The 19,425-nt window shown below is 32.6% G+C and carries 20 protein-coding genes, 2 pseudogenes, 1 riboswitch and 1 other annotated feature; of the genes and pseudogenes, 8 read left to right on the forward strand and 14 right to left on the reverse strand.

The features are described 5' to 3' along the window. From K5S59_RS27175 to K5S59_RS27200, 6 genes are all read right to left on the reverse strand, one after another. Positions 1 to 909, reverse strand: a 909-nt coding sequence (locus K5S59_RS27175; protein WP_483298345.1) for a nuclease/transposase family protein, incomplete at its 3' end; no start/stop codon positions are given. Between the two features lie 319 nt (positions 910 to 1,228). Then, positions 1,229 to 1,792 carry a maltose O-acetyltransferase gene (locus K5S59_RS27180; protein WP_000845610.1) on the reverse strand — a complete coding sequence of 188 codons (564 nt, stop codon included), beginning with the start codon at positions 1,790 to 1,792 and terminating at the stop codon, positions 1,229 to 1,231. A gap of 307 nt (positions 1,793 to 2,099) precedes the next feature. Further along, complete coding sequence (locus K5S59_RS27185) at positions 2,100 to 4,589, reverse strand: FtsX-like permease family protein (protein ID WP_120450578.1); 2,490 nt, start codon at positions 4,587 to 4,589, stop codon at positions 2,100 to 2,102. Then, complete coding sequence (locus K5S59_RS27190; RefSeq protein WP_000005486.1) at positions 4,586 to 5,344, reverse strand: ABC transporter ATP-binding protein; 759 nt, start codon at positions 5,342 to 5,344, stop codon at positions 4,586 to 4,588. The genes K5S59_RS27185 and K5S59_RS27190 overlap by 4 nt, the downstream gene beginning before the upstream one ends. Further along, the gene (locus K5S59_RS27195) at positions 5,337 to 5,486 is read right to left on the reverse strand and encodes a hypothetical protein (RefSeq protein ID WP_000256362.1); all 150 of its coding nucleotides are present in this window, start codon (positions 5,484 to 5,486) and stop codon (positions 5,337 to 5,339) included. Before K5S59_RS27195 ends, K5S59_RS27190 begins: the two co-directional genes overlap by 8 nt. Before the next feature lie 77 nt (positions 5,487 to 5,563). Further along, positions 5,564 to 6,562, reverse strand: a complete 999-nt coding sequence (locus K5S59_RS27200) for a tryptophan--tRNA ligase (RefSeq protein WP_098873545.1) — start codon at positions 6,560 to 6,562, stop codon at positions 5,564 to 5,566. Between the two features lie 42 nt (positions 6,563 to 6,604). Continuing rightward, positions 6,605 to 6,813 (reverse strand) — a binding site (T-box leader). A 138-nt stretch (positions 6,814 to 6,951) separates the two neighbouring features. Here K5S59_RS27200 and K5S59_RS27205 point away from each other — a divergent pair. Beyond that, positions 6,952 to 8,109, forward strand: a complete 1,158-nt coding sequence (locus K5S59_RS27205) for a 1-deoxy-D-xylulose-5-phosphate reductoisomerase (RefSeq protein WP_098872822.1) — start codon at positions 6,952 to 6,954, stop codon at positions 8,107 to 8,109. A gap of 509 nt (positions 8,110 to 8,618) precedes the next feature. On the opposite strand, the gene pdxR is transcribed toward K5S59_RS27205, so the two are convergent. Next, positions 8,619 to 9,998, reverse strand: a complete 1,380-nt coding sequence (gene pdxR / locus K5S59_RS27210) for a MocR-like pyridoxine biosynthesis transcription factor PdxR (RefSeq protein ID WP_220784102.1) — start codon at positions 9,996 to 9,998, stop codon at positions 8,619 to 8,621. 120 nt (positions 9,999 to 10,118) lie between these two features. Between pdxR and K5S59_RS27215 the strand changes: the two genes are divergently transcribed. After that, entirely contained in the window at positions 10,119 to 10,838 is a 720-nt protein-coding gene (locus tag K5S59_RS27215) for a type 1 glutamine amidotransferase (RefSeq protein WP_001236569.1), read from the forward strand. 44 nt (positions 10,839 to 10,882) lie between these two features. Then, positions 10,883 to 10,980: pseudogene (locus K5S59_RS30505) on the forward strand (helix-turn-helix transcriptional regulator); the annotation flags it as partial. 315 nt (positions 10,981 to 11,295) lie between these two features. Here the strand turns inward: K5S59_RS30505 and K5S59_RS30765 are convergent. The 3 genes and pseudogenes from K5S59_RS30765 to K5S59_RS27225 all read right to left on the reverse strand — a co-directional run. Beyond that, a pseudogene (locus K5S59_RS30765) lies at positions 11,296 to 11,385 on the reverse strand (tubby C-terminal domain-like protein); the annotation flags it as partial. Positions 11,386 to 11,705: 320 nt separating this feature from the next. After that, positions 11,706 to 12,827, reverse strand: a complete 1,122-nt coding sequence (locus K5S59_RS27220) for an AI-2E family transporter (protein WP_000413408.1) — start codon at positions 12,825 to 12,827, stop codon at positions 11,706 to 11,708. Positions 12,828 to 12,890: 63 nt separating this feature from the next. Continuing rightward, complete coding sequence (locus tag K5S59_RS27225) at positions 12,891 to 13,139, reverse strand: GlsB/YeaQ/YmgE family stress response membrane protein (RefSeq protein WP_000539721.1); 249 nt, start codon at positions 13,137 to 13,139, stop codon at positions 12,891 to 12,893. Between the two features lie 136 nt (positions 13,140 to 13,275). Here K5S59_RS27225 and K5S59_RS27230 point away from each other — a divergent pair, with 136 nt between their 5' ends. Together K5S59_RS27230 and K5S59_RS27235 are read left to right on the forward strand one after the other, a co-directional pair. Next, positions 13,276 to 13,752, forward strand: a complete 477-nt coding sequence (locus K5S59_RS27230) for a GNAT family N-acetyltransferase (RefSeq protein ID WP_120450580.1) — start codon at positions 13,276 to 13,278, stop codon at positions 13,750 to 13,752. Positions 13,753 to 13,777: 25 nt separating this feature from the next. Beyond that, a riboswitch (cyclic di-AMP (ydaO/yuaA leader) is annotated at positions 13,778 to 13,920 on the forward strand. A 97-nt stretch (positions 13,921 to 14,017) separates the two neighbouring features. After that, complete coding sequence (locus K5S59_RS27235; RefSeq protein ID WP_000945246.1) at positions 14,018 to 14,161, forward strand: hypothetical protein; 144 nt, start codon at positions 14,018 to 14,020, stop codon at positions 14,159 to 14,161. A 74-nt stretch (positions 14,162 to 14,235) separates the two neighbouring features. On the opposite strand, the gene tsaA is transcribed toward K5S59_RS27235, so the two are convergent. The 3 genes from tsaA to K5S59_RS27250 are packed head-to-tail and all read right to left on the reverse strand — an operon-like array spanning position 14,236 to position 16,059. Next, complete coding sequence (gene tsaA, locus K5S59_RS27240; RefSeq protein ID WP_120450581.1) at positions 14,236 to 14,694, reverse strand: tRNA (N6-threonylcarbamoyladenosine(37)-N6)-methyltransferase TrmO; 459 nt, start codon at positions 14,692 to 14,694, stop codon at positions 14,236 to 14,238. A 26-nt stretch (positions 14,695 to 14,720) separates the two neighbouring features. Continuing rightward, on the reverse strand, positions 14,721 to 15,476 hold the full coding sequence (locus K5S59_RS27245) for a class I SAM-dependent methyltransferase (protein WP_098258736.1): 756 nt from the start codon (positions 15,474 to 15,476) through the stop codon (positions 14,721 to 14,723). Positions 15,477 to 15,516: 40 nt separating this feature from the next. Next, positions 15,517 to 16,059 carry a CGNR zinc finger domain-containing protein gene (locus tag K5S59_RS27250; protein WP_120450583.1) on the reverse strand — a complete coding sequence of 181 codons (543 nt, stop codon included), beginning with the start codon at positions 16,057 to 16,059 and terminating at the stop codon, positions 15,517 to 15,519. Between the two features lie 112 nt (positions 16,060 to 16,171). On the opposite strand from K5S59_RS27250, the gene K5S59_RS27255 reads away from it, so the two are divergent. Continuing rightward, positions 16,172 to 17,368: an MDR family MFS transporter gene (locus tag K5S59_RS27255; RefSeq protein WP_120450585.1), complete on the forward strand. Its 1,197-nt coding sequence runs from the start codon at positions 16,172 to 16,174 to the stop codon at positions 17,366 to 17,368. A gap of 82 nt (positions 17,369 to 17,450) precedes the next feature. Here K5S59_RS27255 and K5S59_RS27260 read toward each other — a convergent pair whose 3' ends face one another. After that, on the reverse strand, positions 17,451 to 18,365 hold the full coding sequence (locus K5S59_RS27260) for a tetratricopeptide repeat protein (protein WP_120450587.1): 915 nt from the start codon (positions 18,363 to 18,365) through the stop codon (positions 17,451 to 17,453). Positions 18,366 to 18,719: 354 nt separating this feature from the next. Between K5S59_RS27260 and K5S59_RS27265 the strand changes: the two genes are divergently transcribed. Together K5S59_RS27265 and K5S59_RS27270 are read left to right on the forward strand one after the other, a co-directional pair. Continuing rightward, positions 18,720 to 19,100, forward strand: a complete 381-nt coding sequence (locus K5S59_RS27265) for a hypothetical protein (RefSeq protein ID WP_000810636.1) — start codon at positions 18,720 to 18,722, stop codon at positions 19,098 to 19,100. Between the two features lie 76 nt (positions 19,101 to 19,176). After that, on the forward strand, positions 19,177 to 19,404 hold the full coding sequence (locus tag K5S59_RS27270; RefSeq protein WP_000830331.1) for a DUF3923 family protein: 228 nt from the start codon (positions 19,177 to 19,179) through the stop codon (positions 19,402 to 19,404). Positions 19,405 to 19,425 lie beyond the last annotated feature (21 nt).

Below are 19,425 nucleotides of genomic sequence, written 5' to 3' on the forward strand. Positions count from 1 at the left end.
TCTAAGAATGCTTGTAAAATAACTCTTCATTTTGTTGTAATATTGATTTATGCTTTTGACATATTTGCCCTTAACAAGGACAGGTTTCATACCTGTGTTTATTACGATGGTTGCAAGGTTATCAATCCCTAAATCAATACTCATATAACGAGCATTCTCTTCAATCATTTGTTGTTCAGAAGGAACATCCATTACCAATTCCACTACATATTCATTGTATTTTGGAATCACACGAACTTGTTTCAGTTTACCTTCAGTAAAACCTAGTTTCCCAATATTTAATTGCAATTTCGTCTTTGGAAACTTTAAAAATCTACCGTTTTTAATGATGCAATCTTGGTTTGTATACAGAATCTCTTTTTCAGAAGAACGAATATACTTTGGAATTCTAGGCGGTCCAGCATATTTGTTTGGATTCTTTTTATAGTCTTTTAAACTAGCAAAAAAAGATTTCCAATTTTGGAACAAACCTTTCATGATTGACTGGCTACATTGCGTAGGCAAAGCTCGATAATCATTTTGAATCATAGCCTTAAATAGTGCATCTAGAAAGTTGTAATCTACATAAGGTTTTTCAAAATTAGGTTCTGAAAACAAATTACATGTAATCTCTTTCTGTTCTTCTTTAGGCTTTAATTTCTCTTTTTCCAATTTCTTCTGATAGGCAAGACGTTGTGTGTCATTCATCTTACCAATATTTTTATGAATATGATCCAGAACTTCTTTTTGCAAAGGCTGCAACTCTTTTTCTTGTGTTAATCCAGTGTACACCTGGCGTATATAAAAGTTTGTGGTGTTGTACATGTTCTTAGCGTTATGACAACATTCTTGAAAATAAGAATACATACGATGCCCTTTTTTAATCCAAATTTGAAGAGTTTTATAGTTTGATGGATTTTCCTTTGTCATTTTATTCACCTCCTTGTTAAGGATATTATAACAAAAACAGAACGTATGTTTCTATTGTTTTCTTGAAAATAAAATATTTCTTTCGATTCACCTCACCACCTTCACTTACGTTTAGAGGTGGGAGTCCTCTCGAAAGGCATGATAGAAACTTACAGCAAACGAGAAACCCGGCAAAACAAATAAGAGAAAAAGAACGTTTCAAGAAGCAAGTAATGTCTTTGTACAATTGTTCGTACTATCTTTCTTCATAATAAAACACCTTTCACATTGTCTATACGATACGACACCAGTTTATTCATATACCCATGAAAACTGATTTCTATAAGTCTATCGTTTTAATAACTTTAGCTGGATTACCACCAACTACTACATTATTAGGTACATCTTTTGTCACAACTGCCCCTGAAGCAATTACAGCGTTGTCTCCAATTGAAATACCAGGGTTAATAATAGCTCCCCCGCCAACCCAAACGTTGTTACCAATCTTTACAGGCTTCCCATATTCTTTACCAGAATTCCGCTCTACCGGATGTAAAGGATGCGTAGCAGTATAAATGTGAACACCAGGTGCAAACATACAATGATCACCGATTCGAACTTCACAAACGTCTAAAATCACACAATTGAAATTTGCGAAAAAGCTCTTTCCAACATGGATATTGTAGCCATAATCACAACGAAAATCAGGATTAATTTGGGCTTTCCCATCAGCTGAAGAACCTAAAAGCTGATTTAATAACGTAAAACGTCTCTCATCTCCTGTCTCCATCGCCTCGTTATAAAGGCGTGTTAAACGTTTTGCCTCCACCCTATCAGCTACTAATTCTTCGTCATCCGCAATATACATTTCTCCCGCTAACATCTTTTCTTTTTCTGTTTTCATAGAATCATCTCCTTTGTTATCGAATGAACCACACTTATTAAACACCTTTAATAAGTGATTTTAATTATACTTATTAAACAAGTTTAATAAGTATCCCTATAGTAGCATATTTTTTAATATGTGCAACTAATACGTTTTAAAAGGAAAATTTTTTATTAAAACTGTTGAGACTCATCATCTCATGAAATCCTCTCCTTTAGGCGCTATACTATATGTTTATTAATGAGCAAACCAATATGCAAATCAATTGTTAATAAAAAAGAGATTGACCCAAAAGTAGCTGAATAACTACTTGGGTTAACCTCTTTTATTTATTATCCTTATTTAACTCTTCTCCAATGTCCCTTTTCCCTATTCTATTAGCAAAAGGAATAAAAATAATATGGACTATTCCGAACATCCCCGCTATTACCGTTACGATAAGTTGGAAATCAAAAAATAAAGGTGTATGATCTATTATACTTACCATATAGGTTAATAATATTCCTATAACAGCCCCTAATACGATTCCAATAAGTACATATAAATTAACTTGCGTCAAAATAACTTGTACAATCCCCTTTTTCTTAACTGTTATTGCTCTTAAAATAGCAAACTCTTTTCTTTTAGATTGAATATTATTTATAAGTGTATTACATACCCCTAATGTTACACTAAATAAAATTACTACAATAACAACGATGAAGATGGACCACCTTTGCTGAAACATTAAATTAGATTGCTTTAACGATTGAGTATAACTACTTATTTTTAATTGTGGATATTGACCTTTCAATTTCTTTAATTGCTCCAACGTCTCTCTCTCATTATTTGAACTAATAAATGCTCGCTCAAAAACTGTATAATCTTGTTTATATGTTACATTACTCCAATCCATAAGTACCGCAGGAGAATTCGGTAGCTCATTAACAATTAATCCGATTTCTACCTTACTAGTCGGTCTAACTTTTTGTTCCTGTTCTGAAAATAGACCCAATTGAACGATATCACCTGCATGAAGTTTATACCGCTCCGCTAACTCTTTTGTAACAATTATACTATTCTCCAAATTTGCAGGTACTTCTGGCAGTAATCCTTGCTTTTCCATTTCCTTTAAATCACCTAAATTATAGTCAAAAGTAATATAATTTTCACCTTGTTTTAATTCTGCCAGTGAGTTCGTACTAATTGTACTAGCTCCTTTTACACTACTTATTTCTTTAAATATATTTTGTATATGAGGTAAGGTAATGGTTGAATCATTAGTCAAACGATTTTCCACAACAATATGTGTTGGAAATTCTCGTTTTAAATATCTTTCATTATTTTTTTGCATCGTTTTAAATATAGTGGAGCCGAAGACAACTATTACCATCATTGTACTTATCATTAAGATAACAAATGTATTTTTCCTTACTTGCGGAATTACATTTTTAATAGCAACAAATGTATTCCTTCCAAATATTTTTTTCATTATTGGTAGACATACTATTAATATCGAAGAAAGATAAGTCGGAAATAATATATATACTCCTAAAAAGAGAAATATAGCTCCTATTACTATCACTATTGCCTGCGTATCTCCCGTATTTGCTACAAAGCCACCTAAAACAGTTAAAAATATACTACTAATTAAAAGGAATTTCCCCATAATACTGCGTGTTTTTTTATTAGAAAAGTCTGATTCTTCATTTTCGCGCATAAGCTTTACTGGCAATATTTTCGAACTTCTGTACGAAGGATATAACATAAACAGTTCAATAAAAAAGATACTACAAATCATTGTTACAATTGCTACTTCATAGTCGAAACCCATTGAATTCATTTGAAAAGCAAATAACTGTTCTAGCCAACTTTGTAAAAAACGGTCACTTATTACAGCTAGTAACAAACCGAATATTCCACCAAAAAAATTAATTACACTACATTGAATAAATATAACTTTAAACATTTGTTTCGTTGTTGCTCCCATTGATCGCATAATAGCAAATTGACTTTTATATTTATATAAAAATACTTCAAAGTTAGACATTAATAATAACGCAGTAATAATAAGTATTAATGCAGATAAAACGATTATAAAAATATGTAATGATGCTAAATTACTTTTAAAAAACTCGTCTTCCTCTGCAATATCGATTCTTAATTCTTCGTCTATTTTATGAATTTGACTAGACAATGCTAGTACATCCGCATTCTCTTTTGCTTTTATTAACACATAAGTAGCCTCATTGTGTTTACCCGTTTTTTCATATACGTGCTGTTTCACCGCATCTTCCGATAAAATGAGTATATCTGGAGCTGAACCTCCAGCTTCTATATCAGGTAACACTTCTTTTACTACATAGGATTTATTTTCTATTTCAATCTTTTCCCCAACTTTTACTTGTAAAGTTTCTGCTAATCCATCATTTAATGTTACTTCCTCATTTGATAAATTTTCAGAGAAGTGATATCGACTTTTAGATAACGAATCATTTTGAACACCTACTGTATAAATAGCTACATTCAATTTATTCACTTGTAAATGATTTACTAATACTTTTGACATGTATTCAATATTTTCTTGTTTCTTAATATTTTGTAGTAAAGATTTATCCATCAATTTATTTTGATCAGGGTTATATCCAACAGATAAATCCATATGTCCATATACATTTTTCACTTCATTTATAACAGACTGTTTCGCATGACTCGAAAACACAATCATCGTAACAATTAGAGAAACGGCCAACATAACACTAACTATAGAGGAAATAGCAGGAAATTTATTCTTCTTAAAAAAGCGTAAACCTAATCCTCGTACTGATTTTATCATTTTGATGTCTCCATTAATTTTTTAAATTTATCTAAAATAATATTCATATCATTTACTCCATGAGAACACGTATAATTATCAACAACTTCTCCATTATGAAAGAAGAGAACCCGATCTGCATACGTAGCGATATGGGGATCATGAGTAACAAGAATCATACTTTGATTAAATCTTTGTTTCATATCGACTAGTACTCGTAAAATATCATTAGATGTATTGAAATCCAAATTTCCAGTAGGTTCATCTGCAAGAACAATTGGAGGAGATGTTATTAACGCCCTACCAATTGCAACACGTTGTTGTTGTCCCCCAGAAAGCTGAACTGGTCGGTGATTTCTCCAATTTATTAAACCAAGAACATCTAATATTTTATTTGTTTTTTCTCGTATCTCCTCTTCTGAATCAGCTGATAATATGAGGGGTAATGCAATATTTTCTTCTACAGATAAATCCTTTAATAAGTGGAATGACTGAAAGATAAATCCTATGTTATCCCGCCTGTACTCCGTGGCATATGGTTCAACAAACATATTGTTAGGCACTTCACCATTTACATATACAACTCCCTCATCAGGCTTGTCTAAAGCACCAAGTATGTTTAGTAATGTACTCTTCCCAGACCCACTCGTCCCCATTACGGCAAGGAGTTCTCCTTTATTCAGCTCCAAAGATACATTTTGTAAAGCTCTAACATTTGTATCTACACTCTCATACGTCTTACTTAAACCTTGAACTGCTAACACAGTTTCACTCATCTTTATTCACCTCAACATGATTAAATGTTATTTCCTCCATCAGATTAACTTGAATTAAAACTTTTTCTTTTAAATTACTAGGTGGTACAATTTCTGCTCCTATTTGGAATAACAACACTTTTAACTCGAGAATTGTAACCATTTCTATCCCTCCTCACTCTATATTGGTAACAAATTCAAATTTCGTTCGATTTTTTTATAAAAAAAATAAGGGAACGCTCAGCGCCCCCTCTCAAATCCAATCCGTTTTTTAATTTCCGCTAAATTTACCTTCGCGATTTCTCTTGCCCGCTCAGCACCTTTTTCTAACGCTTCATATAATAAATTCGGCTCATTCATATACATAGCGTATTTCTCACGGGGTTCAGCTAATTCGCGGTCTATAACACGAAACAACTCTTTTTTCACATCGCCCCATCCAATGCCAGTTTCATACTTTTCACGCATCGACTGCATTTCATCTTCTGTCGCAAATTCTTTATATATCGTAAATAACGTTTCTAGTTCTTTCGGTTCATTTGGAAGTGAAGAGTCTGTTTTGATTTTAAATATTAACTTTCGTAGTTTTTCTTGTTCTGCAAATAATGGAATCACATTTCCATAACTTTTACTCATCTTCCTTCCATCAAGACCAGGTAAAATGGCACCTTCTTCTTGTATGACATACTCCGGAAGCGTAAACGTCATGCCAAATGTATGATTAAAATACGTCGCAATATCACGCGCAATTTCAATATGCTGAATTTGGTCTTTCCCGACTGGTACATGAGTAGCTTGAAATAATAATATGTCAGCTGCCATTAAAATCGGGTACGTATATAACCCCATATTAACCCCTGCATCTACCTCTAAACCCGCTTCTTTATTTTGCTCCACCTTCGCCTTATATGCATGTGCACGGTTCATAAGCCCTTTCGGAGTTAAGCAAGCTAATATCCAAGCTAATTCTAGAATCTCCGGCACTTCTGTTTGTCTGTAAAAAATAACATCTTCTCCAAGTCCGAGTGATAACCAAGTAGCTGCTACCTCTTTCGTATAACTACTGAATTTTTCTGAATCATGCACAGCATTTAACGCATGATAATCCGCTATAAAATACAATGCGTTTCCTTCATTATTCTTTGACATTTGCAGCGCAGGTTTAATCGCACCAATATAATTTCCTAAATGCGGATAACCAGTTGGCTTAATTCCTGTTAACATTATTTTTTCACTCACACTAACCCCTCCTTTCTCAAAATAAAAAAGCCCCTCATCCTTAAAAAGGACGAGAGACTCCCGCGGTACCACCTTAATTAGCTATCATTAATAGCTCACTTCAACTTCTTAACGTGAAGTAACCGTCTTTACCTACTCATTTCAGTTAGAAGCTCCAGAGCCCATTCCATATTCATCCCTTACTGATTTCCACCACATATCAGCTCTCTGAAAAGTTTTGAATATGTACTCTTCTCTTTCATTGCTTTTTCGTTATTTTTTACAGTTTATCACATTCCCTTTCCAATTAAACCCTAATTTTCTGTTTTATATAGCAGGAATTTTCACCTTGATTGTCTAATAATATATAGGTTTGCAGAAATACTCGAAACAACTTTGGAGGTTTTTTCATGATAAAATATATATCCATTTTAGGTTCAACGGGATCCATTGGCACATCTGCATTAGATGTCGTTTCCGCTCATCCTGAACATTTTAAAATCGTCGGTTTAACCGCAAATTATAATATCGATCTTCTCGAAAAGCAAATCGAATCGTTTCAGCCTCGTATTGTAAGCGTAGCGACAAAAGAATTAGCGGACACATTGCGTTCTCGTATTTCAACAAATACAAAAATTACATATGGAACTGATGGTTTAATTGAAGTATCTACCCATCCTGATACAAATCTTGTATTAAGTTCAGTTGTCGGTGTTTCAGGTTTACTCCCAACAATTGAAGCATTAAAGGCGAAGAAAGATATCGCCATCGCTAACAAAGAAACTTTAGTTGCAGCTGGACATATCGTAACTGAACTTGCGAAACAAAACGGATGTCGTTTAATTCCAGTTGATAGCGAACATTCAGCTATTTTCCAATGTTTAAACGGAGAAAATAATAAGGAAATTGAAAAATTAATTGTTACAGCTTCTGGCGGTGCTTTTCGTGATAAAACACGTGAAGAAATGAAAACATTACAAGCGAAGGATGCTTTAAAACACCCAAACTGGCTAATGGGTGCAAAACTAACGATTGATTCTGCTACGTTAATGAATAAAGGTTTTGAAGTAATGGAAGCTAGATGGCTATTCGACATTCCTTATGAAAAAATTGATGTTATGATTCATAAAGAAAGTATCATTCACTCTTTAGTGGAGTTTATTGATGGATCAGTTATGGCGCAGCTCGGTGCCCCTGATATGAGAATGCCGATTCAATATGCGTTTCACTACCCTACTCGGCTACCTTCTTCCTATGAAAAATTAAATTTATTAGAAATCGGTAGTTTACATTTTGAAAAACCAGATTTAGAGAAGTTTCCTTGTCTACAATACGCATATGAATGTGGCAAAATTGGTGGTACTACTCCCGCTGTATTAAATGCAGCAAATGAAATTGCAAATGCACTGTTCCTTAAAAACGAAATTGCCTTTTTCGATATTGAAAAAACAATCTACAAAACAATTGAAGCTCATCATAACATAAAAGATCCTTCATTAGACGCCATATTAGAAGCGGATCAATGGGCGCGCGAATATGCACATCAATTGTTAACAAAAAAGAGCTAAAACAGAGCGTTATTATTAAGACCTAAATTGTAAAAGTCTTAAATAATAAAGGGTGATACATATTATATATGACTAATATGTATCACCCTTTAACGGAACAACTATGATTTTTGCTTTTAAATAAAGTCGCGGTGTTTTGAATCAAGCGCGACTTTATTTAAAAGTTACAATGTTTGGCCTTTGTTAATTAAAGAATTCTACGTGAATTTTAATCAAACATTTTTATAAAAAAAGAATGTTTATTTAAATAAAAAATAATCCATTTTTATTAATCTTTCTTTCAAAACGGATACTTCTTATTTACCGTAAAATAAGGGTTTTGAGTTCCGTTTATTACAATCCAATAATGGGTGCAGTAGAGATACGTGAAAACAGGTTATATCTTTACTTGTATTTCTAATCTGTATTTAAATCATGCTGTTACCTTTTACTAGAATTAAAATAACGTTTTAAATTACATAAAAGGAGTGGGATCTAGTTATAGTACTAAAGCTTACTCCTTTTATTATTTAAAACCATGCCTTTTTAAGTAATTTTACTCCTAAAGTAATTTCTTTGTGAGATAAACCTCCAAAAGCTAATTTAATAATTGGTCTATCAATATAATTATTAACAAAATATCTGGATGTCGGGCCTATCTCTACACCGTTTTTATACGCCTGTTTTATTAACCAATCCTCTGATTTTTGCAAATGCACCTTTATGAGTAGATACAATCCTGAATTGTGACCGATAATAGTTATATCGTTACCGAAATGTTCGTTTAAAGTAGAAATTAAATGTTCCATTTTTTTTCTATAAATATTACGCATTCGTTTTATATGTCTATACCATTCATTCTCCTTCATAAATTTTGCCATGGCAATTTGATGTATCGTTGATGCTGTATTCTCAAAACCTTTAAAGTGTTCTTTATACTTTATTAATAGTTCTTTTGGCAAGACCATATAGCTTAATCGTAGACCTGGCAAAAATGCTTTTGAAAAATTACCGATGTAAATTACCCTATTTTGATCAATAGATGCTAATGAAGGAAATGGGCGTTGTGTATATCGAAATTCACTATCATAATCGTCCTCTATTATATACCCCTTCTTTTTTTTAGCCCATTGAATAAGTTGTTGTCGTTGTTGAATAGACATGCTTACTGCATAAGGGCTGTGGTGAGATGGGGTTACATAAATTAGTCTAGCTTTTAAATTACTTAACTCAGATAATTCAACTCCATCTTCATATACTGGGAGAAATTCAAAAGAAAAATGATGTAGTTTAAAAACTTCTCTAGCGCCCCAAAAACCTGGGTCTTCTAAAATAATGCTCGAGAAATCACTTTTTAATACATGACCAATATAAGTTAACATTTGTTGTGTACTACTACCTATAATGATAGATCCTTGATCCGTACTCAATCCTCGAGACTCTAATAAATATTTTGCGACTTGATCTCTAAGAATTGCTTCTCCAAATGGGTCACCATATGTATATAAAAGGTTTTCTTCCATGGAATGATTTACAAACCTTTTCCATGTATTTTTTGGAAACATTTCTTTTTCCACTGTATCTACTTTGAAGTTAATTGTAATTTCTTTACTGATTTGTTTCTCATCTTTTTGTTTAACTTTTTTTCTTCTTTGATATAAAGTTGGTTCTAATTTATTAACAAAAAACCCCCTTCGATTTTCGCCACGGATATATCCTTCAGCTGCAAGCTGATCATATGCTAATAGTGTCGTATTCCTACTGACATGGAGTGAATCTGCAAGCTGACGTATCGAAGGTAACGATTCATCTTTTTTTAATACTCCCTTTTCAATGAGTAATTTGACGTTTGTATAAATTTGTTTATATTTAGGGATATTTTTTTCAAAAGTAAATAAGAAGTTTTTCATATAGCCCTCATCTGACATGTGTTTTTTTATAAAACTGTACCTTTATATATGTCAGTAAACATTTTATAATATTATTAATCAATTCACAAGTTACTTAATTCTTTTAAAAAGGAGAAACAAATGCGCTTACATTTTATTATTCATGAAATATTTGAAGGACCAGGGGCTTTTCTAACATGGGCAGAGATGAATGAACATGTGGTCAGTTATTCAAGAGTTTACGAACAAGAACCACTTCCTTATAATATCGAAGACATAGATTTGCTCATAGTATTAGGTGGACCACAAAGTCCTAGTACAACGAAAGAAATGTGTCCGCATTTTGATGCAGTCGCAGAAATATCAGTCATCAAAAAATGTATAGAGGCTAATAAAGCTGTTATAGGAGTTTGTTTGGGTGCCCAGTTAATTGGTGAAGCCTTAGGTGCATCTCATGAACATAGTCCAGAAAAAGAGGTAGGAACCTTCCCTATTACTTTAACTGAAGAAGGAAAAACGAATGAGCTTTTCTCACATTTCGCTACTACAAGTACGGTTGGCCACTGGCACAACGATATGCCTGGTTTAACTAAAAACAGTAAAATATTAGCATTTAGTGAGGGATGTCCACAGCAAATTGTGGAATATAGTGAACTCGTTTATGGTTTCCAATGCCATATGGAGTTTACTCCTGAATTAATAGAATTATTAATTCAACATTCTGAACAAGAACTAGAAAAGTATAAGGAAAATCGTTTCGTTCAGTCTCCAGAGCAATTAAAAAATAATAATTATACACAAATGAATAATCAGCTATATACTTTTTTAGATAAACTTACTAGCCTTTATCAGCTAAAATAAAATATTAATTATTTCACTAACTAAAAAACAGTTATATTAATCACTTACTCTATGGAAAATATAACACTTCTTGCAACTTACTTATGATATTGCAAAGGTTTTAAAAGCGCCTATCGAGACTCTGTTTTGGTTTGAAGAATAGATTAATTCTAGTACAAGTATGTGAAATTTTGTAATTGATATGTTCATGAGTTTTGATCAATCTTTTTTATAAAATCAACATTCAAACTTTTAACATGGGAATCCATTTTGATTAATTGTTTTCAAAATGGATTCTTTTTAGTGCTCATTCAATAAGGATTTTCAAACCATTTCTAATCAAACTTTATTTCATCTCAACAGTTCTTTAATACCGATCATTGTTACTGTTTAAACCATAATTTTTTAATCTCCGACACAGATTTTTTTGGAATAAACAGACAAAAAAATCTGGTTCTTAGATTGGGCAGTCTTCTTAAATTTCTAAATATGTCTTAAATAATTCAGTTGTTTTCATTTTCCACCTTGCTACTTCTTTTCCTTGATAGTTAACCTTTATCCAATCCAGGATCTCCTTCATTGCTGGCATCACTGGAAATCCCTCTTGATTCATATATATCTTTTGTTGTTATTCTCTATAAGAACCTCTTTTACCCTCATAGCACTTCACTCCTAAAAAATATTAACGGCTTTGGTCTAAAGACCGCTCTACGTCCGCCAACTAGATTGCACTTATTTTTCTGAATAATTCATATATGTTAAACTATATTTTTAATATCTGTATAACTAACCTAATATGTATATGAAAAGAGGATATATGCTCATATATTGAACATAATATCCTCTTACTAGTTTAGTCTATTTAAATAATACTGTTTTAGCTCTTTTTCACGTATTCAACTTAACAAATCTATAACTATGCGTTACTAACACTTTTAATATCGCGTACCCTGGAATTGCTAAAATAATCCCCATAATTCCAAATAAATTTCCTGCAGTTAAAATAATAAAGATGATTGTAATTGGATGAATATCTAACTTTTTCCCCATAACTTGCGGAGAAATAAATTTACCTTCTGCTAATTGTACAACCATCATAACGATAATTACTTTTAACACCATTGACGGTGAGTCAATAAACGCAATAATTAAAGCTGGTGTAATTGCGATGATTGGTCCTACGTACGGAACGATATTTACAATCATCGCTAAAATTGCAAGTAGTACCGCATATTTAATACCGATAATAAGGTAACCAATTAATAGCATAATACCGATAAACAAGCTAACGATAATTTGTCCCCTAATATACGAGCTAATCGCATAATGCATATCATCTAGTATTCTCATCGCTGCTGGTTGTCTTTGTTCTGAAATAAATTTTAAAAAGTGATTCGGTAATTGTTCACCATCTTTTAAAAGATAGAACAATATAAACGGAACCATTACAAATGTTAAAACGACCTCTGTAACAGTACTTAAAAATCCAGTTACATTTCCAGTTACTGATGATAACGACTTCGTAAAATCAACTGTGTAGTCTTTTACCATACTCGCTACATCAATATTTAAATTCTCCTGAATTTTTCCTAGTAAATTACTTTCCCCGAATCTACGTGCCGCTCGCTCAATTTCATGACCGAAATACGGTAAGTTATCTATTAATGCATCAATTTGATCTTTAATAATCGGGATTACTGTTACAACTAAAAACACAAATAATCCCAGTACTATTATATATATAGAAGCGATTGATACGATTCTTGAAACACCTTTCTTCTCTAAAAGCGAAACGAATGGATGCAAAATATAAAATAGTACACCCGCTAATAATACGGGGAAGAAAATTGTTTTTAAAAAGACGATAAACGGAGTAAACACAAAAGAAATTTTTGTTAGCAGTAATATGTTAATAAACAATAACGCAAAGCCGAGTAACACCGCTAAATAATTTTGTTCTCTAAAAAACTTTTTCAACTTATCTCTTTTTCTAATATTTAATTTCTCCAACGAAACCACCTCTTCGAATGATGAAAAGCCCTTATTCAGGGCTTTTCATCATGATCTATATCTTTATTTTCTTGCAGCTTTCACTACAAATGATACAATAAGAATTAATACGATTGCCCCTAATAATGCTGGCACAACATGAATCCCACCAAATGACGGCCCAAAAGATCCAAATAATCTACCACCTAACGAAGCACCTAATAAACCTGCGATAATATTTCCAAACATACCACCCGGAAAATTTTTACCCGTTATAGAACCTGCAATTGCACCTATAATAGCACCAACTATTAATGTGATAATCCATCCCATTTTTAGCCCTCCATTTCTATTATGGTGTATTTCTTTTTAATACTAAATTGTTATGTAACTATTATAATTATTATATCCAATAAAGAAAAATCTTGTCAAATCTATGAAAATATAGCCTACAAGGAGGTTTTACCCTATGATTCAAAAATTAATTACAACTTCTCACAACACTGCTACTTCTATTTTAAACATTCAAATACCCGCTTATGAAATTGAAGCAAAATATATAAATAGTACGGCCATCCCTCGTCTTTATGATACTGTAGCTGATATTCAATTATGTGATGAAATTTTTTATGGCTATTTTTATGAAGATACACTTGCCGGGTTTATTTCTTTTAAAATGGATGAAGAGGAAGTTGATATTCATCGTTTAGTAGTATCCCCTGATCATTTTCATAAAGGAATTGCAACTAAACTACTACTATATGTATTTGACATGTTCTCCCCTTCCAAAACATATATTGTACAAACAGGGAAAGAAAATACCCCTGCTCTGTCTTTATATAAAAAACATGGTTTTATTGAAATAAAGGATATCATATTACCCGATGGTGTAGTTTTAACCTTCCTTGAAAAAAACCAGAAAACAACAAATAGTTTGACTAATTAATTTATTTATGTTATCTTTTACTTTATAAAACCTTTTGCTGAGTCCAAATTTTGGAGCGGGGGAACCATTTTTGTAGCCATGCTACTTGGGGCGAATCTTATTTAAGTAGGGAAACTCTCACTTCCCGAGTCCGACAGCTAACCTCGTAAGCGTAATGGGAGAGGAAGGTGCTTTTTGCCTATGTTACACATTTTGCCTCCTTAATTATAAATATGGAATCGATGCCAATTAGTCACCTATATTTATAGAAAAGGAGAAATGTAAAATGTTACGTTTATCTGATCACGCAATAAAAATGATGGAGCAAAGACTTCGACTTGAACAACACCGCACATATCAAGCAAATAAAGTTGTCGATAATTTACATCACAAATACTTCTTTCAACATATTTTCCAGCCGAAAAGATAAGAAAACCATACGTATAGTATAATTTAATACAAAAAGCTTTGCGATTCAGAATCGCAAAGCTTTTTGTATTACTATTAAAAATAATTTTCCATTAACTTATTCATCCAATCTGGCACACGAACATTTTCTCTTGTATCAAAAGCAGCAATATATGGTTTTATATCTAAAATTGCCGTTCGATCATTAGCGTCTAATCCTTGCACTGTCATAACGTTATTTTCAATCGACAATATTTCAACAGTAGTAATTCCAATAGGGTTTGGACGATGCTTTGTCCGCTGAGCAAAACATCCCTTTTCATCAAAATCACTTAATCCCCTTGGCTTTCTAGCCCACGACTGTTTATTCTCTTCCTGAAAATCATTCATATAAAAAATAACAATTGCATGAGAATAATCCTCAAGACCTGCTAATCCTCCAATATACTCTGGATATATTTTGATGTTTGAAATAATACTTCCCCAATTACGATACATTTTCTCGTCTATAGAAGATTGTACTTCACCAATCTTCACCATACTCACATGGACCATTTTTCTCCCCCTTTATATAACACCACTTACTTTCTCGCCTTAATAATAAAAGTAGTTGGTACCATTCTAGCTTTATATAACGAATAATATTTCGTAGACGGTTCAGCTAATTCTGCATCAAACACGCTAGATGGTTCAGGTTCTTCTATTCTCTCAATTGTAAATCCCGCTCTATTTAACTCATTTATGTATGTACTTATTTTTCTCTTATATAATGTCGCTTGTACATTTTCCCCCTTAAATGTTTCAAACGTAATAGGCGTTTCCTCATGGTAAGAAGACTTTAAAGCAATTTCTTCTGTACCATACTGTAAGTTTGAATATACTGGGTGCTCCCAGCTAAAAATAAAACTTCCGCCTGGCTTTACATACGAATAAATTAGTTCCAATGTTTTTCTTAAATTCGAAGTCCAACCTAATGCATAAATGGAGTACACAATATCAAAATATCCTTTCGGAATATTCGATTCCTCTTCCATTGCTCCGCATACTAACTTTGGATTCCAACTCTTTAACGTTTCATTCGCTGTTTTAATTTGTTCACTCGAAAGATCAAGACCCCATAACTCTTCCGCCCCATGTTCTGCCATATATTGTAACGAATGCCCACTTCCACATCCAATATCAAGAACCTTTTTATTTCTAATTGAATCGAACAAATGAATCTCATCTTCAGACGCTGTATACGGGCCGTATTTCGGTAAACAATCTACTTGAAAGAAATATGGCGCAACTGTATCCCAACACTTTTTATTTAAAGCTAACATTTGTGTACCCTTCATACTCTACATTCCCCCATTCCATTTTCTTCCCTAATATAAATTACACATTATAACCCGATCTTCCTTTTCTTTTCGCTCGGTAGTTTTTCACTTTCGCAATCGTACCGCACGCTCTTCCTCCTGTTTCTCCAGCATACATACCGCACCATCTTTTACTTCCATTTCGCGAATGATCATAAAATACCCAGCGACAATCTGGGCATGCTTTTAACCTCCCCCACAAATTTTCTTGAATTGACATTAACACAATGCTTAATACTTTTGTATATACATTCTCTTCGTGCACAGGCTCATATGTAATACCTTTCATATCTTCCTTTACATGTACATGAAAGGGGTATTTCTCTAACCACTTTTGCAATGATCCTTCGCCTTCGATTGTTATCCGAATGTCTTCTCGAAAACTTTTTAATTCCTCTATCGTATGAAATGGAAACTCTTCATGAAAATATTCGTTCATAAAAAGCTTTATATCCTCTTCTGTTTGTAGCAAGTCAATCGGCTCTCTCGTATCGTTTGGTATTTTCCATGTATTTAAAAATCCCCGAATATATTCTAGTTCATTTGGTGCATTTTGATTCAATTCCATCCACCTTCTTCTTAAAATTTACTTTTTTCTGACTTTATGTATAATTATAATATAAAATAGTTAACCATTAAATTATTTTACTGGTTACAATATTAGGAGGAGTTCTATGAAAAGTTTCTCAATACCGATACGTTTCATGCTTATTTCTTCATTTTTTATGTCTTTTGGGTATTTTGCGGTATACGCATTTTTAGCTATTTATCTATTAACCTTTCTTCATTTATCTGCTGTTCAAGTAGGAACAGTGTTAACGGTTATGACAATCACATCACGAGTTATCCCATTATTCTCAGGATTAATTGCTGACAAAATAGGCTATATCATTATGATGATAGCCGGATTATTTTTAAGAGGAATCGGATTTATCACTTTAGGAATATACTCTGATTTCTATACAATTTCTATTTCTTCTGCACTTATTGGCTTCGGAACTGCATTTTACGAACCTGCTGCGCGCGCCATATTCGGCTCACAACCAGCTCATATGAGAAAAAATTTATTTACATATTTAAATCTTAGTTTTAATTGCGGTGCAATAATCGGACCAATTGCAGGAGGGTTCTTACTCTTACTCGATCCAATCTATGCTTTTTCTCTAACAGGATCTCTTATGCTGTTATTCGCTCTTATCTTTTACTTACTTAAAAATCACTTCCAAGTCACTACTGAAAACACGTCTATTACATTAGGGCTACAGACTATCTTACAAAACAAATCTTTCCTTTTGTTTTCATTTATTATGATTTTCTTCTATATTATGTTTACTCAGCTTACTGTCGCACTTCCACTTCATATGAAAAACATTAGTAATAGCAACCAACTTGCTACACTAGTTATTACGATAAATGCAATAACAGGCGTCATATTTATGGTGTTATTTCGAAAACTATTTCATAAATACAACACACTTTCGATTATTAAATACGGTGTTTTATTAATGAGTATTTCCTTTTTACTCATTCCTTTATTTCAACACCCATATTGGCTATTTATTTGTGTAATTTTATTTACAATCGGTGAAACACTCGTATTACCTAACGCTGATATCACTATTGCAAATTACAGTAACGAATCATATACAGCTACTTACTTCGGATTTTATCAACTATCACTCGCATTTGGTTTTATCATCGGTAATTATACCGGTACATCTTTTACATCCAACTTAAACGGAATCTATACACCATGGCTTATTTTCGGCGTAATAGGACTTATTGGTTTTATTTCACTCCATATTTTAAATATTAAAAAAGGGAGCTCTAAAGAGGATATATACCTATGTAATGAGACGAAACATCTTTAACACATTACAATTGAGATGGTACCTTTAGACAAGCGATCTATAATAAAAAGATTCGACCATCATATTTGACAGTCGAATCTTTTTATTTTTCATATTCAAGATGATTATGTCTTTTACAACCAAATAAATAGCAACCCCCTATATAATCCGTTTCAAATTCTAATTCTGGAACATATCCAGATTTGATACGTTCTATCATTGTTTTATAACAATTATTCCCTTCCGTATATTCCTCAATTAACTCTTTCTTATCTTTTTCTGTCCAGTTTTCTTCTACTTCTTCATTCTGAACATCTTCTATTTCTGCTGTTTTCGCTTCGATAGATTCCCGTATCACTTCATTTATACGCGTGAAATGATTAGCTTTATATAGAGCATAAACAAATCTACCAATCCAATCGGGGCTTTTCCAAACTTCTTTGTATCCCTTTTCGAAGCATTGAATGGCTTCTTTATAGCACTTCAACTCAACGTATAAATCTGCTACATTAATTTCTCCTACAAAATCATCAGATTTCCTGTTAAAAGCATCTAACTTCTCTTTCGCTTCTGTCGTTCGTCCTAAATCAATTAAACATTTTACATAGATATACATGATGTAGTCCGAATCCCCTGCAACTCGCAAGAAAAATTCCGAAGCTTTTTCAAACTCTCCAAGGTTATAATGTGCTACAGCTACATTGTGAAATGCTTCATCCGATGGTTGAATCGAAATAGACTTTTGTAATACTTCTTTCGCTTCTTCCCACTTTTTTTGTTTTATGTAAATGTCCCCTAAGATGTTATAAGGAAAGTATGAGGAAGGATTCAACTTAACAACTTCTCTTATTAATTCAAGAGCTTTATCATCATCCTCTTCCTCATAAAAATACATCCAAGCAAGATTATTGAGAGATTGTACACCTCTAGATTCATGTACTGCTCGTTGAAACAGTTCTATTGCTTCCTCACATTTATTTTGTTCAAACGTTTCAATTGCCTTCTCGTTAATGTTCAAGTAACTACCTCCGAAGTGAATGAATTCATCTATTCCCTATCGTTATTTTAATATACAAAAATTGTAATTTCTATAAAAAATAAGTTATTTCTCCTATCTATATTTCATCATATATTTGGATATCCAATTCATAATGCCTTTAGCAACACCGCTTTCTAAAAAATATATACTTACTCTAAAAATACTGATTCTCGGTCATAAGTAAGCTTCCCTATTATCCACAAATTGGATATATAACCTGTTTCACTTTACATATTATGGTACAATTAAAAAGAGTGTTAGCTAAACATTTACATAAAACACTACCAGCCTAGCAATGCCAAAATCAAAAATCAATTGAAATTGGGGGATGTTATGAAACAGAAATTAGCTATACTTCTATTCACCACAATCATATTATCTGGATGTTCAACTATAGTAGAACATTCTTTAGAAACTGGAGACGGCAGTATTGAATTATTAACACCAACGATTACTACAAAAGATAACGAATTAGAAATTAAGACTGAAGGCATTGATGAAAATAAAATAACTTTTATTTATGTTGCCAATACAAAAGTATTCGAACAAAAAATAAAGAATGGTGAATCCTACAAGCTTGATATTACAGGTATCAAGGATGCTCATAGGACAGACTACAAACCACGAGTTCAACTTTTACAGAATGAAGATGATGATAAAGATGGTGAAATGGTAACGTTTAAACAAGTTAGATATACAGTTAAACAAAATTAATTTTATAGGTATTTCATTATAAATGTAACGAACGAAAATTTACTTTTAACAGAGGGTAAATGTAAGGGGTGCTAGCATGAAGAGAAGATGGATTTATTGGTGGATTGGTAACATATTTTGGATTATAACTTTCGGGATATTGGCAGCTATCATTTGGCTAAGAGAGGCTGATGGGACCGGTGTTACTCAAACACCGGAGCTGAAATTAATAGCCTTTATCGTTTTATTAATTGCATTTATATTACCACTAATTATTCAAGTTGTGTGGTTACTTGTTAATCTGAGAAAGAGTAGAAAAAAATAATAAATAAAAAAGAGAGGAATC

Source organism: Bacillus sp. BML-BC051, from assembly GCF_019656175.1.
GTDB lineage: Bacteria > Bacillota > Bacilli > Bacillales > Bacillaceae_G > Bacillus_A > Bacillus_A mobilis.

Bases quoted from the DNA above. Each gene is read 5' to 3' on its own strand.
- K5S59_RS27180 (WP_000845610.1), bottom strand. From the start codon at position 1,792: ATGAAAACAGAAAAAGAAAAGATGTTAGCGGGAGAAATGTATATTGCG.
- K5S59_RS27185 (WP_120450578.1), bottom strand. From the start codon at position 4,589: ATGATAAAATCAGTACGAGGATTAGGTTTACGCTTTTTTAAGAAGAAT.
- K5S59_RS27190 (WP_000005486.1), bottom strand. From the start codon at position 5,344: ATGAGTGAAACTGTGTTAGCAGTTCAAGGTTTAAGTAAGACGTATGAG.
- K5S59_RS27195 (WP_000256362.1), bottom strand. From the start codon at position 5,486: ATGGTTACAATTCTCGAGTTAAAAGTGTTGTTATTCCAAATAGGAGCA.
- K5S59_RS27205 (WP_098872822.1), top strand. From the start codon at position 6,952: ATGATAAAATATATATCCATTTTAGGTTCAACGGGATCCATTGGCACA.
- pdxR (WP_220784102.1), bottom strand. From the start codon at position 9,998: ATGAAAAACTTCTTATTTACTTTTGAAAAAAATATCCCTAAATATAAA.
- K5S59_RS27215 (WP_001236569.1), top strand. From the start codon at position 10,119: ATGCGCTTACATTTTATTATTCATGAAATATTTGAAGGACCAGGGGCT.
- K5S59_RS27225 (WP_000539721.1), bottom strand. From the start codon at position 13,139: ATGGGATGGATTATCACATTAATAGTTGGTGCTATTATAGGTGCAATT.
- K5S59_RS27230 (WP_120450580.1), top strand. From the start codon at position 13,276: ATGATTCAAAAATTAATTACAACTTCTCACAACACTGCTACTTCTATT.
- K5S59_RS27235 (WP_000945246.1), top strand. From the start codon at position 14,018: ATGTTACGTTTATCTGATCACGCAATAAAAATGATGGAGCAAAGACTT.
- tsaA (WP_120450581.1), bottom strand. From the start codon at position 14,694: ATGGTCCATGTGAGTATGGTGAAGATTGGTGAAGTACAATCTTCTATA.
- K5S59_RS27245 (WP_098258736.1), bottom strand. From the start codon at position 15,476: ATGAAGGGTACACAAATGTTAGCTTTAAATAAAAAGTGTTGGGATACA.
- K5S59_RS27255 (WP_120450585.1), top strand. From the start codon at position 16,172: ATGAAAAGTTTCTCAATACCGATACGTTTCATGCTTATTTCTTCATTT.
- K5S59_RS27265 (WP_000810636.1), top strand. From the start codon at position 18,720: ATGAAACAGAAATTAGCTATACTTCTATTCACCACAATCATATTATCT.
- K5S59_RS27270 (WP_000830331.1), top strand. From the start codon at position 19,177: ATGAAGAGAAGATGGATTTATTGGTGGATTGGTAACATATTTTGGATT.